The sequence below is a fragment of the Natrinema gelatinilyticum genome (assembly GCF_024266705.1).
GTDB lineage: Archaea > Halobacteriota > Halobacteria > Halobacteriales > Natrialbaceae > Natrinema > Natrinema gelatinilyticum.
Map to the genome: position 1 here is coordinate 606,997 of NZ_CP100756.1, position 15,060 is coordinate 622,056.

Consider the following 15,060-nt stretch of genomic DNA (forward strand, 5'->3'; position numbering starts at 1 on the left):
AACGACAGCGCACCGACCCGAGGCCGTTCCGGGGGCTTTTTGCGCGTTCCCTGCCAACTCGAATCGTGACAGACGAGGCGATTCCGACCGGCTGTAGCCCGGTCGACGAGTTACTCGGCGGGGGTTTCGAACGCGGGACCGTCACGCAGTTGTACGGCCCACCGGCCGCCGGCAAGACGAATCTCGCGCTGTCGGCGGCCGTTCAAACGGCGGTCGACGACGGCACTGCCGTCTACATCGACACGGAGGGCGTCTCCGTCGACCGCTTCCAGCAACTGCTCGATGCTGCAGTCGACGGCGGACCGTCACAGGAGACCGACGGCGATGCCGTCGACGCCGTCGAAGCCGTCGCCTCGAGAATCGTCGTCGAGGACGCGTTGGATTTCGAGGAGCAAGCCGAGGCGGTCCGCGACGCCGAGGAGTTCGCCGACCGTGCGGATCTGATCGTTCTCGACAGCGCGACCGGGTTCTACCGACTCGAGCGCACGGCCGACGGCGACGACGGCGAGGCGCTGCGCAGCGTCACACGGCAGGTGACCCATCTGCTCTCGCTGGCCCGCAAGTGCGATCTGGCCGTCGTCCTGACGAATCAGGTCTTCGCCGACCCGGAATCTGATCGCACCCGAGGACTCGGCGGTAACACGCTGGAACACTGGACCGGGACGATCGTCCGCCTCGAGCGCTTTCGCGGCGGAAATCGGCGTGCGACTCTGGAGAAACACCGGTCGAAGTCCGCCGGGGAATCGGTCCAGTTCCGGATTACGGAGACCGGACTCGACGGCGATGACTCGACGACCCGCCCGTGATACCGAGTTTCGATCACCGATGGTCCTGATACTGGCTTTCAACCGTCGACTGACGATTGCGAATCGGTAGAGGCAGTGGCTGTTCAGAATCCGCCGTGTCGGCCTCGCCGGGACGGACGGTGCACAGGAACCCGTCATCCCGCCGAATGCCGGACCCGTCCATCGTACTCGAGGACGAAAGGCGGCGCTACAATTCGTTCAGTTTCCGCAGGAGCTGTCCGCGGTACTCCTCGTCGCTGGTGACCCCTTTGAGTTCGAGGACGTTGCGCTCGAGTTTGTCCAGTGCGACGCGGAACGAGTTCTCTGCACCGTAGCCTTCGCCGGTGCCGGCGACCTGGCCCTTGTTGGTCCGCAGACGGATCTGACACTGGACCAGCGGCGTGCCACGGAGCTTTTCGTCGTGTTCGTGGAAACGGACGTGGGCGTGCATCACCTGCATATCCGCGTACTTGTCGGAGACTTCCTCGATGCTCTCGACGATCGATTCCCGGGTGATCGTATCGAGCATCGAGACGTTCGTGATCTGGACGTCCATGTGCTGCTCTTCGGTGAACGTCAACGCGCGGAGGACGTCCGTTTTCGTGATGACGCCGATGACGACCCGATCGTCGTCGTCGGGCGTGACCATCAACCCCGCGTAATCGTCCGTGAGCATCGCTTCGACGGCCTCCTTGGCGGTCGCGTCGAGCGTCGTCGTCTCGACGGGACTGGTCATGATGTCGTAGACGGGGACGTCGAGCATCCGCTGTGTGTCGCCGACCCGATCACCGGTCGTCGTCGAGTTGCTCTTCCGGATGACGAAGTCGGCGATGTCGTGGGTCGTGACGACGCCAGAGAGGTACCCATTCTCGTTCATAACCGGCAGTCGAGAGATGCCGTGTTCGCGCAGGAGATTGATCGCCTTGCCGATCCCGTCGTCCTCGTCTACGGTGACCGGATCCGTCGTGTAGATGTCCTCGACGGTGAGCGCGTCGAGATTCTCGAGAACTGCCTCGAGGATCGCGTCGTCGGTGATAACACCCCAGAGTTTGCCGTTCTCGAAGACGGGGGCGACCTTCGCGTTGCTTTCGACCAGCACACGCGCAGTCTCCCGGACGTCTTCCTCACGGGAGACCTTCGGTGCCGGCGCGTTTCGGCTGGGTTTGGTGAGCGCCGCCACCTTGGCGTCGTCCTCGACGTGAGACTGGAGGACCTCTCGCTCGCTGATGACGCCCTCGTACTCTCCATCGTTGGTGACGATGATCCCCTTGGGGTTTCCGTCTTCGAACATGGACCGAATTTTCCCCATTCGCGTGCCGACGTCGACTTCGATAAACTCCGTGGTGGCGATATCAGCGATATTCATCTTTCCGGGCGAACGTACTGTCGCCGAGGTATTTAACATACTGCCCATTTTATGCGGGTGGATCCAGGCGGGGGGTTTTTGACCGTGGCGTTGAAGCGGACTCGCAATGTACGATATCAGCATCTTCGGCCGATACACGTACCTCGTGACCGAGATCGTGTGGGGAACCGTCGCCGCGGTCCTCCTGGGCCGAGCGAACGCCCTCCGGAAGGCAGCGGTTACCATCGTTGCACTGTACCCGATCGCATACGTCTGGGACCGGTATACCCTTTCAGTCGGCGTCTTCGACATCAAACTCAGAACCGGGATCGACGTCGCTGGCATTCCGCTCGAGGAACACCTGTTCATGGCCGTCGTCCCGGGACTCGTCATCGGTATTCACGAGACGATTTTCGGTGACGAGCCCGACAGCGCGAACGCACCGAAGTAACTGGCGAATCGCGCATACCGTTCTCTCATAGAGTGGAATCGGCCGCACCTCTCTTGTACTGACGGTCCAACAGTCGACTCGATGCGAGACCAGCGGCCCGGGAGCGGGAAGACGGAGACGACCGCAGGCAGGAGTCCCGACCGTGCGCTGCTCCGGAGCCTGGTGAATGTCCTCTTCGCCGTCGTCCTCGTCTGTTCGCTCTTGATCGGGGCTGCGCTGTTCGCACCCCAGCTTATCGATGGGGTCGGCTTCGAGCAGCCGCCGGCACCGAGCGCTGACCCGCCGCCGGCCGGCGAGCGCGATCCTGCAGTGACCGATCCCGACGACCCCGACAACTCGAGTTACGAAACCGACGGCGAGGCGATCAGCTCCGCGACCGTGGAGGACTTCGTCCACGCGAAAGTCAACGATCGCCGGGCTCGACACGGCCTGGAGCCGCTCGTGTGGGACGGAACGGTCGCGTCCGTCGCACGCGCTCACAGCTCCGATATGGCTCGTCGCGACTACTTCAGCCACACGAATCCGGAGGGCGAAAGCCCCTACGAACGATTCCGTGACGTCGACGGGTACTGTCAGGGATACGGCGAAAACATCGCCAAGACCTGGATCGATCGACGGATGAGACGACCCGGCGGCGATGGCATCGTTCGACATCGAACGGCAGAGGGACTCGCGACCGGGTTGGTCAATCAGTGGATGAACTCCACGGAGCATCGGCAGGCCATTCTCGAGGAGGGCGACGTACCCAGGTGGGACCGGGCCGGCGTCGGCGTCTATATCACCGACGAGGGGGCCGTCTACGCGAGCCAAAACTTCTGCCACGAGTGGTAAACGGCTCCGTCACGAGCGGAGATCGACCCGGGAACCGCAATCACGTGAGATGATAGGTGCGACGAAAACGACCGTACTGGGCCGGATGCAGTAACTGCGAACGACTTACAGGTTCATGGTCTCGAGAACCGTACGTTCGGTATGACCATTCCGGAGACGGCCACCGCGATTTATCGGACGTCGCGAGACCGTGATCTGACCTTTCTCGCTGCCGGATTCGCGTACTACGCATTCGTTTCGCTGATCCCGCTGATCCTGCTCGCGCTCGTGGTCGGTTCGCTGATCGGCGGTGAACAGGCCGCCCAGCAGTTGATCAGGGTGGCCGGCGACTATCTCCCAGCGGCTGGCGAGGAGTTGGTCAGTGAGGCGTTGACTACCGAATCAGGTCGCACGGAAGCGACCGCCGTCGCGCTCGTGGTCGCCGCCTGGGGCGCGCTTAAAGTCTTTCGCGGGCTGAGCCTCGCGTTCGACATGGTCTACGACGAAGTGTCCGAAGACTCGCTCGTCGACCAGATTCGTGACGGACTCACCGTGATCGTCGCCGGCGTTGGCGCGCTCGGTCTGATGGTCGGAATCGGCGCGTTGCTCACGATCGTCGCCGACACCCTCCCGTTCGTCAGTGCCTTGAGCTGGCTCTCGCTGTTGGTCGGACTCGTTCTCGTTTTCCTCCCCGTCTACTACGTCTTGCCGCCCGTTCCAGTCGAACTGGGCGAAATCTTTCCGGGCGCGATCTTCGCCGCCGTTGGATGGGTGATTCTGCAGTTCGGATTCCAAATCTACGCCGCGAACGCCGGCCAGTACGCGGCCTACGGCGCCGTCGGTGCCGTTCTCCTGTTCGTCACCTGGCTCTACTTCGCAGGAATTATCATCCTCGTTGGTGCCGTCCTCAACGTCGTTCGAGCACATCCTCGGCTCGCAGCATAGCGTCACTGCGTCGACCGTAACGTATTGTCCGTCCTTGACGATGGTCCTTTTCGCGGTAGCACGAACGACGGTGTGAGTCGGTTTTGATGCCGGTCGACGCCCGACGACCCGCCGGGCGGGATCGAGGACGACTGCGCGACTCGAGGTTCTATAGGGATCAGCACTCTGGTTCATATCTTCACGGTGCGTAGAGACGGGTATGACCGGATGGGGAAAGAAGCTGGCTGATGTCGATGAGGAGCAGTTGCGCCAGCAACTGCGCACGGAAACTGATCCAAAGGCAGTCAAACGTCTGACCGTTGCACTGCTCTACGCCGATGGCTCTTCTCCATACGAGATCGAACGTCTCCTTGGGATCCCCGCACAGACCGTTTACGACTGGATCGACACTGTCGCCGAGCGCGAGGGCGTCGCGCTCGGCGACCTCCCTCGTGGCGGGAGCCGTCCTCGCCTTACCGACGACCAGTGGGACGAACTGACGGCGACGCTTCAGGCGCCGCCGTCAGAAGCTGGCATCGACGCACCAGCCTGGAGACCATCCCTCGTCCGTGAATACATCGCCGAGAACTTCGGCGTTAAGTATTCTCTCGCGCACATGTACCGCCTGATGAAAAAGGCCGGGCTGTCGGTCCAGACAGCCCGGCCGATTCACTACCAGGCTGACCCAGAAGAACAGCGACGCTGGCGTGCGGAGTTCAAAAAAAGTGGCCGACGCTGAAGGCTGAAGGGTATCGAATCGTCGCCATCGACCAACACACGCAGAAAGTCGCAACCGAGCAAAAACCCGATTGGTTCCCGGTGAATTCGCGCCCGAGACTGCCGGTCTCGGGCGCTCGTGAGAAGGTGAACATGCTCGGAGCAGTCACCGACGACCGTGAGCGCTTTGTTGCTCTGACGTCGAATCGGTTCAACGCTGAAATCGCAAAGCACTTTCTTCGGGCGATACAGCACGAGTTCGGCAAGAAGCTCGCCATTGTCTTGGACAATGCGAGCTACTTCATCGCGAAGACGCTGAAGAAGCAGGCCGCCGCAGACGGCCTGCTTCTGGAATTCTTGCCGGCGCATTCGCCGGAAATGAACCCGCTCGAAAACTGTTGGCGACAGCTCCGTGAGGGCCGAGCCAACCACCTCTTTCGAACACTCGATGACGTCAACGGATATCTCTCAATGGCTCTGCCAGCACTCAACTCACCGCAAATCTATGAGTATCTCTGCTAATCACTATAGAACTGACATATCCGCGTTCGATGTCACGCTTCGAGGCGTTTCCGGTTCCGGATCGCCGCCACGCGAAGTTCGGTCGCGCCCGCGACGAAGAGGACGCCGCCGACACTCGCGAGCAGGACGGTGACGATCGGCGGGGAGAGACTCCCCACGAGAGTGGCGCCGACGACGGCGCCGGCGACGAAACCGACCTGGATGGCGACGACGCTCGCGACCCCCCAGCTCCGGCTGACCGGCGCGTACAGCCCGCCGACGGCGACCGTCTCGGCGATCGCGTGCACCGTCAGGAGGGTAAGAGCGAACAGCCCGATTGAGGCGTTCGTCGCGTAAATGCCCGCGATGAGGATCCCCTCAACCACGCGGTGGGTCAGGACGGCGCCGAGCGCCGCGTCTGCACAACCTGAGTGCGGTGAGACGCCACGTGTGCGGCCGGCCAACGCGAGCGCAGCGCCGAGCGTTCCGCCACCGATCGCCGGGATCCACCCCTGCGTGAGGGCCGTCGTGAACGTCGCGACACCCAGTACGATCACCAGTACCAGCACTTCGGGTCCCGTTGTCGCGCCGTGGGGATCTGCGACGGCGGACGGCGTCCGATAGTGTGAGACCGAGCCGAGTCCGAACGCGACACCGAGCAGGGCCGAGAATCCGATCGCCATGATGAACGGCACTGCCGGAGTCTGACTCCCCGCGTTCGCCCCGACGCCGTGGGCACTGACGATGCCGGGCCAAAGCGAGAGCGCGACGAGCGCGGTCGGTACTGTTCGATTCACCCGCATCGTCTCTGGGTAACTCTAACGACCGTCGTCTGTTTCATTTCTGAGTTCCATTTCCGTCGTCTCACCGCGGTCGTTCGCGGTTCGTCTGTTGGCGTTTCACCGGCTGTCACCGTCGTTCACGGACGGAGTGGGACGTCCACCGTCGGTCGATCGCCGTCTCGAGGGCAGGTTGCAGCCCACTTCCGACACCTACATCCAGACGTCGCTCGTACAGTCTCCGTCCGGCCATCGGATCTCGTGGGCGCGGGCGGGGCCCTCCGGGAGCGTCCCGAAGTCGACGAGGAAGTCCTCGTCGAGGGTCATCGTTCCCCTGCGCGGGTCCACGTCCACCTTGAGCATCACCGAGCCCTGTTCTCCTTCCGCCGGGAAGAACTGGTCATCCCACGTCGAGTACAGCGACGTCGTGAAGTAGAGCCGCTCGCCGTCGAGCGAGAGCTGGAGCATTTGCGGCCCGGCGTTGATTTGTCGGCCCTGCACCTCACGGACGTCGCCAAAGAGCCCGCCGAGCGAGAGTTCGTCGACGAGACGCGGGGTCGACGGATCGGATATGTCGTACATGCGGACCTCCCCGTGGAGCCAGTTGGCAAAGAATAGGTATCGATCGTCCATCGAGATCAGGAGGTCTGTGATGAGGCCAGGAACCGGCATGTCCCAGTCTTCGTGTTCGCGCGACTCCACGTCGATGACGTTCTCCGCGCGCCAGTCACCGTCGTCCCTGTATAGGTGGAACATGTTCGACGAGAGCGCCGCGCCGACGTAGGCGTGGTCGGACTCGGGGCTGTGGAGGAAGCGCACTTCGAGCGGGACCAGCCCCTCCTCGCCCAGATCGATCGTCTGCTCGACCGTTCGGTCCTCCCAGTTCCAGACGTTGAGCCGCTGGCCGTACTTGCCGGCCTCGACGTCCTCGAGATCGAATCCCGGCTGGTAGGTCGACGGGGCGGCCCACTCGGAGGAGACCATCACGTTGCGGCGCGGCTGGTACCAGTAGTCGTAGTTCATCTGAATGTCCCCTGGCGTGTCCCAACGTCCTTCGATTTCGAACTCCTCGTTGAGCAGGAGGAACCCCCCCGGGAGGTCCCCGTCTGCGTCGCCGAGCATGCTGATCATGATCTGCCCATCGGGGATGCAGTGGACGGTGTGCGGAGCCGAGAGATCGTACTCGTAGACCTCCTCGGGTTCGATGACGGAGATCAGTTCGGGATTCTCTCGATCCGCGGTGTCGATGATGTGGATGCGAGACGAACGGTTGCCAGGGACGACGAGGTACCGTCGCTCCGCGCCCTCGACGTGACAGGACGACGAACAGGCGTTCCAGCCGAAGTGGTGGAGCTCGTCGCCCACCGTCGGCATCTCGACCCTGTCGATGATCTCGCAGTACGTCGACGAATCCGGATCGACGTCGACGACGGTCAGCATGTCGGGGGCGTCCGTCTCAGTTCCCACGTAGAGCGCCGGCACGTAGGCGACGGTCTCTCGAGTCGACGCTTCGATGGCGGCCTGCGGCGTCTCGTATCCCACTGCACCGGGATGGTGTTCGTGGTGGCCTTCATGGACGTGAGCCTCGTCGGTACGCTCTGAATGAGAGCTCATAATCTATATTACGACGACGAGTAGCATAAACAAATATCGTGGAAAACAATGACAATTTTTCCGGTTTGACGTTTCGTTGGACCGGTGCCTCGGGGGAAAAGAACTGGCCGTCGTTCCGCGGGTGAAAGCGAGAACGGGCTCGAGCCGTTGGAGGTCGTCCGGACGCTTCGGGGACTGAGCGGTCGACGATTGACCGCGGAAGGGCAGGGAACGTGAGACGTCCATGTGGCGCTGGATATCTGACTCGAGACCTTCGCGCCGAATACTGCGCTGAATCGGCGCGACTGAACGGGGACGACGAAAGCGAGAGAGCGACCAGGGGACCGACGAGTTCGCCGCTCGTCGGTGGGCGAGACGTTCGATCCGTCGCAGCGCGCCAGTTTATCGGACAAAATATGGAGAGGCCGAATAAAATCGGACTCAATACAAAGTTTTAGTATTTAGTAGAATTGCATTCCGCCATGGCTGTAGAACAGACGTTCGACGAACTCCACTTCGCACAGCAGCCGGAGATCGAGACGGCGATTCCGGGACCGAAGTCGAAGCAACTCCTCGAGCGACAGCGGCGCATCGACAGCAGCGCGGTCGCGTATCCGAAGGTCGTTCCCATCGCGATCGAGGAAGCGAAAGGCGCGACGGTCCGCGACGTCGACGGGAACACGTTCCTCGACTTCTTCGCCGGGATCGGCGTCCTGAACGTCGGTCATTCGAACCCGTACGTGATGGAGGCTGTTCAGGAACAGACCGAAAAAGTTGCACACACGATCGACTTCCCGACCGAAGCACGACTGGACCTGATCGAGGCGCTCAACGACATCGCACCGGGGGCGCTCAACGACAACAATCGCGTCGTTTTCGGCGGACCCACCGGGAGCGACGCGATCGAGGCGACGATCAAACTCGCCACGTACAACACCGGTGGCGACGGCCTCATCGCGTTCCGCGGGGCCTACCACGGCGGTAGCGCAGGGGCGCTTAGCCTCACGGCGGGCAACAAGTACAAGGAAGATTACACTCCCTTGCTCCCGAACGTCCGTCACGTGCCGTATCCGTACGCACAGGCACAGGGAATCGACCCCGAGGACGCCGCAGATCGTGCGCTGGCCAACGTCAGGGAACTTCTCGAAGACCCCTACAGCGGGCTCGCGAACCCAGCCGGAATCTGGGTCGAGCCGATCCAGGGCGAAGGCGGCATCGTGGCACCTCCTGAGGGGTTTCTCCCGGGTCTCAAGGAGATTGCGGAAGCCAACGACATCCCACTCATTGTCGACGAAATCCAGACCGGATTCGGTCGGACCGGCGAGTGGTTCGCGAGCGACTGGGACGACATCACCCCTGACGCGATGCCGATGGCCAAGGCGATCGGTGGCATCGGACTGCCGCTGTCGGCGACCATGTACCACGAGGACCTCGACACCTGGGACGCCGGCGGGCACGTCGGCACCTACCGCGGAAACGCCCCCGCGATGGTCGGCGGTCTCCGTGCCATCGAGTTCATCCGTCAAAACGACTTGCTCTCCCACGCTCGCGACCTCGGCGAGTACATCCGGGACCGCCTGCGCGAGTCGGCCGAGGTGAACGAATACCTCGTTGACGTGCGCGGGCGCGGGCTGTTCGTCGGTGCGGAGTTCGCCGACAGCGAGGAGAGGACGGGCAAAGAACTCGTCAAAGCTGTCCAGGAGGAGTGTTACGAGCGCGGCGTCTTGATCTGGTCGGCCGGCCGACGGGGCAACGTCCTCAGACTGATTCCGCCGCTCGTCCTCACGCGAAAACAGGCTACTGTCGGAATGGACATCATCTGCAAGGCGATCGAGCGACACGCAGCCTGACAGTCACCGCGGGCATCATTCGCTCCCGTAGAGACTAACGACCAGTATTCATTTGTATGCGCCCGCTATCGTTGAACGGTATTCGGAACTAAGCCATGGATGAGAAAGACATTCGGATTCTGACCGCCATTGCCAAAGACGGAACGGCGAGCCCGGACAAAATCGAAGATACGACCGGCATCCCGAAATCGACGGTTCACTATCGGCTTAACCGGCTTCGCGAGTCCGGCGTCATCGAAAACGATCTCTACGATATCGACCTCGAAAAGGTCGGCCTCTCGATCACGCTCATCTCCGAAGTCTGGGCCGAGTTCGAGGAGGGGTACCACGACCTCGTCGGGGAGAAACTCGCCGCCGTCGAGGGCGTCAATCAGGTGTATTTCACGATGGGAGATACCGACTTCGTCGTCATCGCTCACGTGGCCAACCGCGAGATGGTCGAGACGCTCGTGGAGGACTATGAAGCGATCGAAGAGATTGAGCGGACCTCATCGAAGTTCGTTATTACCACGGTCAAAGACGAACGGAACCCGCTCAACGACTTCGACGTCGAGACGCTCGTCGAGGCGCTCGCCGAGTAGCGTCGCAGTCAGCTGGTTCGCCCGGTCGAGACCGGTCGGCTATCATGCCGTTTCTCGAGAGCGCGGATCGCTCCCGAGTTCGTGGCGTCATTCGAAGGCAGCAGTGCCGGTGCAATCCCGATCGAGACTTGCCGAGCGGACGTCATGGACCCCGTAGGTGTCGTCTGACTCGAGGGTGAGCCTGTGGTGTATCGGCGAGTAATCGGCTGTGGCCCGTCGCCGTTGCGGTCGGCCTCGACCAGGAACCCGCGAACGGTATCGCCCTCGTCGTCCGCTGAAACCGTCGTATTCGTGTTGTTCGGAGCTGCGTCTCGTCTAAATCAACCCAGTGTCGCAGTCCCGTCGCTAGCGAATTTGCCTGCGACAGGAGAAGTGGGTTGGGGCAGATTTGAACTGCCGGCCTCCTCCATGTCAAGGAGGTGTCATAACCAGACTAGACCACCAACCCGACCGGTTTTGCGTACACGCAGCCTGGCATCCGGCGCCACGCTGTCCGCACTCAGAGATTGCCGGCCACCACAATTGAAGGTTTCGAATCGACCGCCGTACGCGAGTCGGCACCACGCGCCCGGTCGATACGCTTAAGGTGATGTACGGATTTGGACATTGTAAGACAACTACGTACATTGGTGTCCACAATGAAGGAGTACGTCGAACGCGTTACAGAGGGAACGGATCTCACACAACCAGACGCTCGAGCGGCCTCTACGGCCGTCTTCGAGGGGGCGACGGAGGCACAGATCGGCGCACTGCTGACGGCACTGCGCGCGAAAGGAGAGACAGAAGCTGAAATCGCCGGCTTCGCCGAGGGAATGCGAGCGGCGGCGCGAACGATCTCGCCGAACCGGGAGCCGCTGGTCGACACGTGCGGGACCGGCGGTGACGACTACAACACGATCAACGTCTCGACGACGAGCGCGATCGTCGCCGCTGGCGCGGGAGTGCCGATCGCAAAGCACGGCAACTACTCGGTTTCGTCCTCGTCGGGCAGTGCGGACGTTCTCGAGGAGGTCGGCGTGAACGTAGAAGCGGAACCACCGGCCGTCGAGAACGCGATCGAGAACGACGGCATCGGCTTCATGCTCGCGCCCGTATTTCACCCGGCGATGAAGGCCGTCATCGGGCCGCGGAAGGAACTCGGTATGCGGACCATCTTCAACGTTCTCGGACCGCTGACGAACCCCGCGGGGGCGGATGCACAGGTCGTCGGCGTCTACGATTCCGATCTCGTCTCAGTGCTCGCGGACGCGCTGGCCCGGATGGACGTCGGCCGCGCGCTAGTCGTCCACGGCTCCGGGACCGACGAAATCGCCATCCACGGCGAGACGGTCACCGCGGAGGTCGACGGCGACTCCGTCGAGGAATACACGCTCGAGCCGACCGATCTCGACCTCGACGAGTCCGATATCGACGCCATTTCCGGGGGCACTCCCGAGGAGAACGCGGCCGACATGCGTGGGATCGTCGACGGCGACGTGACCGGTGCGAAACGGGACGTCATCCTCGCGAACGCCGGCGCCGCGATCTACGTCTCCGGCAAGGCGGACTCGCTCGAGGCAGGAACCGACGCGGCTCGCGAGGCTATCGACTCCGGCGCAGCGGCGCGGAAACTCGAGCGACTCTGCGATGCGACGGCGACGCCGGCCGGGACGGGACGATGACGCGCGTGAAAATCTGCGGGTTAACCGAAACCGCCGACCTCGAGGCAGCAGTCGACGCTGGTGCCGACGCGGTCGGGATCATCTGTGACGTGCCGGTCGACACCCCACGGGAGGTATCGGTCGAGCAGGCCGTGGCACTCGCGTCGGCCGCGCCGCCGTTCGTGACGAGCGTGCTCGTGACGATGCCGGCCAATCCTGAGGACGCGATCGAACTTGTCGACGACATCGAACCCGACGCGATCCAGATCCACGGCGGCATCCAACCCGGCGACCTCGCGTACCTGCGTGCGAAACTGGACGTAGAGATCCTGCTCGCGGTCGACGCCGACGATGCGACGACCGCCGAAACCTACGACGACGTCGTCGACGGGCTCATCGTCGACACGGCGGGCGAAGACGGGAGCGGCGGAACCGGACGGACCCACGACTGGAATCAGACCCGTATGGCCGCCGCGGATCTCGAGTCGCCGTTGATCCTCGCGGGTGGACTCACACCAGAAAACGTCGACAATGCCGTCAGGACCGTCGAGCCGTTCGCCGTCGACGTGGCGAGCGGGGTCGAAGAACGCGGCGGCATCAAGGACACCGAAGCCATCCGAACGTTCGTCGACCGAGCCAAGAAGGCCCGCCGACTGGCGGGCCCCTGATCGTGAACCCATGACCGAATCCGCCCCATCCAGATCGCCGGCGTTCGACATCGACCGAGAAACGTTTCGCGACCACGCGGGCACCGGTGCCGACCGGTCGGACCGACCGGTCGTCGTCCGCACCGTCGCGACGCTCGAGGCCGAAACGACGCCGCTCGCCGCCTACGCCGCGCTCACCGGACGGACCGACGCCAGCGACCGCGAGCGGTCGCCCTACGCCTTCCTGCTCGAGAGTGCAGAGAAGACCGCTTCGAGCGATCCAGACGGGGCGTTCCGGCCGAGCGCCGCGGACGCGGAGCGCCACGCGCGATACTCTTACGTGGGCTACGATCCAGCCGCCGTCGTGACGGTCGAATCCGGAGCGGCCACCGTCGACGTGCTCAGCGACGAGGTCTCGCTGGAGGGCGTCCGGACGGACGCCGACGGCGACACCGTCGACGCGCTCCGGGCGGCGATGCCGGACGTACGCCTCGAAAATATGCCCGATCACGACCGTCAACACCTCGAAGGCGGGCTGGTCGGGTTTCTGGCATACGACGCCGTCTACGACCTCTGGCTCGAGGAGGTCGGACTCGAACGGCCCGACTCGCGGTTCCCGGACGCGCAGTTTCTCTTGACGACGAAAACGCTCGCGTTCGACGAGCGCGACGGGACGATTTCGCTAATTTTTACGCCGGTTCTCGACGCAAACGACGACCCCGACGAGGTGTACGACGCGCTCGTCGACGAGGCCGACGCGGTCGCGGCGACGCTCCGAGACACGACTGGCCTCGAGACCGGCCGGTTCGTCCTCGAAGACGAGGTTGCGGGACCGAGAGCGGAGTACGAAGAGAGCGTCAGGCGAGCCAAAGAGCACGTCCTCGACGGGGACATCTATCAGGGGGTCATCTCCCGGACGCGTGAGCTGTACGGCGATGTCGATCCAATCGGCTTCTACGAGGCGATGCGAGGCGTGAACCCGTCCCCGTACATGTATCTACTCGATCACGACGACCTGACCGTCGTCGGGGCGAGCCCGGAGACGCTGATATCCGTGCGCGGACGCGAAGTGATGTCGAATCCGATCGCCGGCACCTGCGACCGGGGCTCGAGTCCCGTCGAGGATCGTCGTCTCGCCGGCGAAATGTTGGCCGACGGCAAGGAACGCGCCGAACACACGATGCTCGTCGATCTCGCGCGCAACGACGTTCGGCGGGTTTCCGAACCGGGGTCGGTTCGCGTCGACGAGTTCATGAACGTCCTGAAGTACAGTCACGTTCAGCACATCGAATCGACCGTGACCGGAACGCTTTCGCCCGACGCGGACGCGTTCGACGCGACGCGAGCGTCGTTCCCCGCCGGTACGCTCTCGGGAGCGCCGAAGATTCGAGCGATGGAGATCATCGACGACCTCGAGACCGAACCTCGGGGCCTCTACGGCGGCGGCGTCGGCTACTACTCTTGGACCGGCGACGCTGACTTCGCGATCGTGATTCGGACTGCGACCGTCGAAGCGGGCGCGGCGCTACGCGCTGCGGACGATCAGGCGGGAGACATACGAGGCGACGGAACACGAGACCGGATCACGGTTCAGGCAGGCGCGGGACTGGTCGCCGACAGCGACCCGACGGCCGAGTACGAGGAGACGGAGAAAAAAATGGGCAGCGTGCTTGCAGCGCTCGAGGAAATCGAACGCCCGGCCGAGGAGTCTTCCCGTGCCGAGACTCCCGAAAAGACGCCAGAGGTGAGTCGATGACCGAACGCACGACTACGACCACGAGTTTCGAAGCGGATCGAGACGACCGAGACGATAGTGACGCGGACTCGCTCACCGTTCTGTTCGTCGACAACTACGACTCCTTTACGTACAATCTCGTCGAGTACGTCAGTCAGCAGGCCGATACCGAAACCGAGGTCCTGAAGAACACCGCCTCGCTCGCGGACGTCCGCGCCGTCGATCCCGACGCGGTCGTCATCAGCCCGGGACCGGGCCACCCGAAGAACAATCGTGACGTCGGCCTCTCGATGAGCGTGCTCCGGAAAGTCACTCCCGAGACTCCGACGCTCGGCGTCTGCCTCGGCCTCGAGGCCGCCGTCCACGAGTACGGTGGGACCGTCGGCCGGGCTCCGGAGCCAATTCACGGGAAAGCCTCGTCGGTCGACCACGACGGCGAGGGCGTGTTCGACGGCCTCGAGCAGGGGTTCCGGGCCGGTCGGTACCACTCGCTCGTCGCGACCGTGGTGCCGGAGTGCCTCGAGGTGTCTGCGACTGCGGAACACGGCGACGTCACGCTGGTTATGGGCGTGCGACACCGGGAGTACCCACTCGAATGCGTGCAGTTTCACCCCGAAAGCGTGCTCACGGCCGCGGGACACGACGTGATCGAGAACTTCCTCGACTCGGTCTGACGGCTGACCCGCCACGCATCGAGGAGTA

General features: G+C 63.2%; 15 protein-coding genes and 1 tRNA gene. 12 read left to right on the top strand and 4 right to left on the bottom strand.

Annotated elements, in window-relative coordinates; genetic code table 11:
* Positions 1 to 65: 65 nt before the first annotated feature.
* Positions 66 to 806, top strand: coding sequence for a DNA repair and recombination protein RadB (gene radB / locus NJU76_RS02860; RefSeq protein ID WP_254531297.1), 741 nt, complete (start codon positions 66 to 68; stop codon positions 804 to 806).
* Positions 807 to 993: 187 nt separating this feature from the next.
* Here the strand turns inward: radB and NJU76_RS02865 are convergent, their stop codons facing one another.
* Positions 994 to 2,151, bottom strand: a complete 1,158-nt coding sequence (locus NJU76_RS02865) for a CBS domain-containing protein (RefSeq protein ID WP_254531298.1) — start codon at positions 2,149 to 2,151, stop codon at positions 994 to 996.
* Between the two features lie 106 nt (positions 2,152 to 2,257).
* Between NJU76_RS02865 and NJU76_RS02870 the strand changes: the two genes are divergently transcribed.
* The 5 genes from NJU76_RS02870 to NJU76_RS02890 all read left to right on the top strand — a co-directional run bounded on the left by NJU76_RS02870 (position 2,258) and on the right by NJU76_RS02890 (position 5,554).
* Positions 2,258 to 2,581, top strand: a complete 324-nt coding sequence (locus NJU76_RS02870) for a lycopene cyclase domain-containing protein (RefSeq protein WP_254531299.1) — start codon at positions 2,258 to 2,260, stop codon at positions 2,579 to 2,581.
* An 81-nt stretch (positions 2,582 to 2,662) separates the two neighbouring features.
* A complete protein-coding gene (locus NJU76_RS02875; RefSeq protein ID WP_254531300.1) occupies positions 2,663 to 3,412 on the top strand; it encodes a CAP domain-containing protein in 750 nt (249 codons plus the stop codon).
* A 141-nt stretch (positions 3,413 to 3,553) separates the two neighbouring features.
* Positions 3,554 to 4,336, top strand: a complete 783-nt coding sequence (locus NJU76_RS02880) for a YihY/virulence factor BrkB family protein (RefSeq protein WP_254531301.1) — start codon at positions 3,554 to 3,556, stop codon at positions 4,334 to 4,336.
* 199 nt (positions 4,337 to 4,535) lie between these two features.
* Positions 4,536 to 5,054, top strand: coding sequence for an IS630 family transposase (locus tag NJU76_RS02885; protein ID WP_254530415.1), 519 nt, complete (start codon positions 4,536 to 4,538; stop codon positions 5,052 to 5,054).
* Complete coding sequence (locus tag NJU76_RS02890; RefSeq protein ID WP_256566672.1) at positions 5,051 to 5,554, top strand: IS630 family transposase; 504 nt, start codon at positions 5,051 to 5,053, stop codon at positions 5,552 to 5,554. The genes NJU76_RS02885 and NJU76_RS02890 overlap by 4 nt, the downstream gene beginning before the upstream one ends.
* 32 nt (positions 5,555 to 5,586) lie before the next feature.
* Here the strand turns inward: NJU76_RS02890 and NJU76_RS02895 are convergent, their stop codons facing one another.
* Both NJU76_RS02895 and NJU76_RS02900 read right to left on the bottom strand, forming a co-directional pair.
* Positions 5,587 to 6,336, bottom strand: a complete 750-nt coding sequence (locus tag NJU76_RS02895) for a hypothetical protein (protein ID WP_254531302.1) — start codon at positions 6,334 to 6,336, stop codon at positions 5,587 to 5,589.
* A gap of 189 nt (positions 6,337 to 6,525) precedes the next feature.
* Entirely contained in the window at positions 6,526 to 7,926 is a 1,401-nt protein-coding gene (locus NJU76_RS02900; RefSeq protein ID WP_278002477.1) for a selenium-binding protein SBP56-related protein, read from the bottom strand.
* Positions 7,927 to 8,387: 461 nt separating this feature from the next.
* Between NJU76_RS02900 and NJU76_RS02905 the strand changes: the two genes are divergently transcribed.
* Complete coding sequence (locus tag NJU76_RS02905; RefSeq protein WP_254531303.1) at positions 8,388 to 9,755, top strand: aspartate aminotransferase family protein; 1,368 nt, start codon at positions 8,388 to 8,390, stop codon at positions 9,753 to 9,755.
* Positions 9,756 to 9,850: 95 nt separating this feature from the next.
* On the top strand, positions 9,851 to 10,336 hold the full coding sequence (locus NJU76_RS02910) for an Lrp/AsnC family transcriptional regulator (protein ID WP_254531304.1): 486 nt from the start codon (positions 9,851 to 9,853) through the stop codon (positions 10,334 to 10,336).
* Between the two features lie 373 nt (positions 10,337 to 10,709).
* On the opposite strand, the gene NJU76_RS02915 is transcribed toward NJU76_RS02910, so the two are convergent.
* Positions 10,710 to 10,784, bottom strand: a tRNA-Val gene (locus NJU76_RS02915).
* Between the two features lie 190 nt (positions 10,785 to 10,974).
* On the opposite strand from NJU76_RS02915, the gene trpD reads away from it, so the two are divergent.
* The 4 genes from trpD to trpG are packed head-to-tail and all read left to right on the top strand — an operon-like array spanning position 10,975 to position 15,032.
* Positions 10,975 to 11,997 (top strand): anthranilate phosphoribosyltransferase, encoded by a 1,023-nt coding sequence (gene trpD, locus NJU76_RS02920; protein ID WP_254531305.1) that lies wholly within the window; start codon positions 10,975 to 10,977, stop codon positions 11,995 to 11,997.
* On the top strand, positions 11,994 to 12,644 hold the full coding sequence (locus NJU76_RS02925) for a phosphoribosylanthranilate isomerase (protein ID WP_254531306.1): 651 nt from the start codon (positions 11,994 to 11,996) through the stop codon (positions 12,642 to 12,644). The genes trpD and NJU76_RS02925 overlap by 4 nt, the downstream gene beginning before the upstream one ends.
* A 10-nt stretch (positions 12,645 to 12,654) precedes the next feature.
* On the top strand, positions 12,655 to 14,379 hold the full coding sequence (gene trpE / locus NJU76_RS02930; protein ID WP_254531307.1) for an anthranilate synthase component I: 1,725 nt from the start codon (positions 12,655 to 12,657) through the stop codon (positions 14,377 to 14,379).
* Positions 14,376 to 15,032: an anthranilate synthase component II gene (gene trpG / locus NJU76_RS02935; protein ID WP_254531308.1), complete on the top strand. Its 657-nt coding sequence runs from the start codon at positions 14,376 to 14,378 to the stop codon at positions 15,030 to 15,032. The genes trpE and trpG overlap by 4 nt, the downstream gene beginning before the upstream one ends.
* Positions 15,033 to 15,060 lie beyond the last annotated feature (28 nt).

Coding starts and splice junctions, on each gene's coding strand:
- NJU76_RS02865 (WP_254531298.1), bottom strand. CDS start 2,151: ATGAATATCGCTGATATCGCCACCACGGAGTTTATCGAAGTCGACGTC.
- NJU76_RS02870 (WP_254531299.1), top strand. CDS start 2,258: ATGTACGATATCAGCATCTTCGGCCGATACACGTACCTCGTGACCGAG.
- NJU76_RS02875 (WP_254531300.1), top strand. CDS start 2,663: ATGCGAGACCAGCGGCCCGGGAGCGGGAAGACGGAGACGACCGCAGGC.
- NJU76_RS02880 (WP_254531301.1), top strand. CDS start 3,554: ATGACCATTCCGGAGACGGCCACCGCGATTTATCGGACGTCGCGAGAC.
- NJU76_RS02885 (WP_254530415.1), top strand. CDS start 4,536: ATGACCGGATGGGGAAAGAAGCTGGCTGATGTCGATGAGGAGCAGTTG.
- NJU76_RS02895 (WP_254531302.1), bottom strand. CDS start 6,336: ATGCGGGTGAATCGAACAGTACCGACCGCGCTCGTCGCGCTCTCGCTT.
- NJU76_RS02900 (WP_278002477.1), bottom strand. CDS start 7,926: ATGAGCTCTCATTCAGAGCGTACCGACGAGGCTCACGTCCATGAAGGC.
- NJU76_RS02905 (WP_254531303.1), top strand. CDS start 8,388: ATGGCTGTAGAACAGACGTTCGACGAACTCCACTTCGCACAGCAGCCG.
- NJU76_RS02910 (WP_254531304.1), top strand. CDS start 9,851: ATGGATGAGAAAGACATTCGGATTCTGACCGCCATTGCCAAAGACGGA.
- trpD (WP_254531305.1), top strand. CDS start 10,975: ATGAAGGAGTACGTCGAACGCGTTACAGAGGGAACGGATCTCACACAA.
- NJU76_RS02925 (WP_254531306.1), top strand. CDS start 11,994: ATGACGCGCGTGAAAATCTGCGGGTTAACCGAAACCGCCGACCTCGAG.
- trpE (WP_254531307.1), top strand. CDS start 12,655: ATGACCGAATCCGCCCCATCCAGATCGCCGGCGTTCGACATCGACCGA.
- trpG (WP_254531308.1), top strand. CDS start 14,376: ATGACCGAACGCACGACTACGACCACGAGTTTCGAAGCGGATCGAGAC.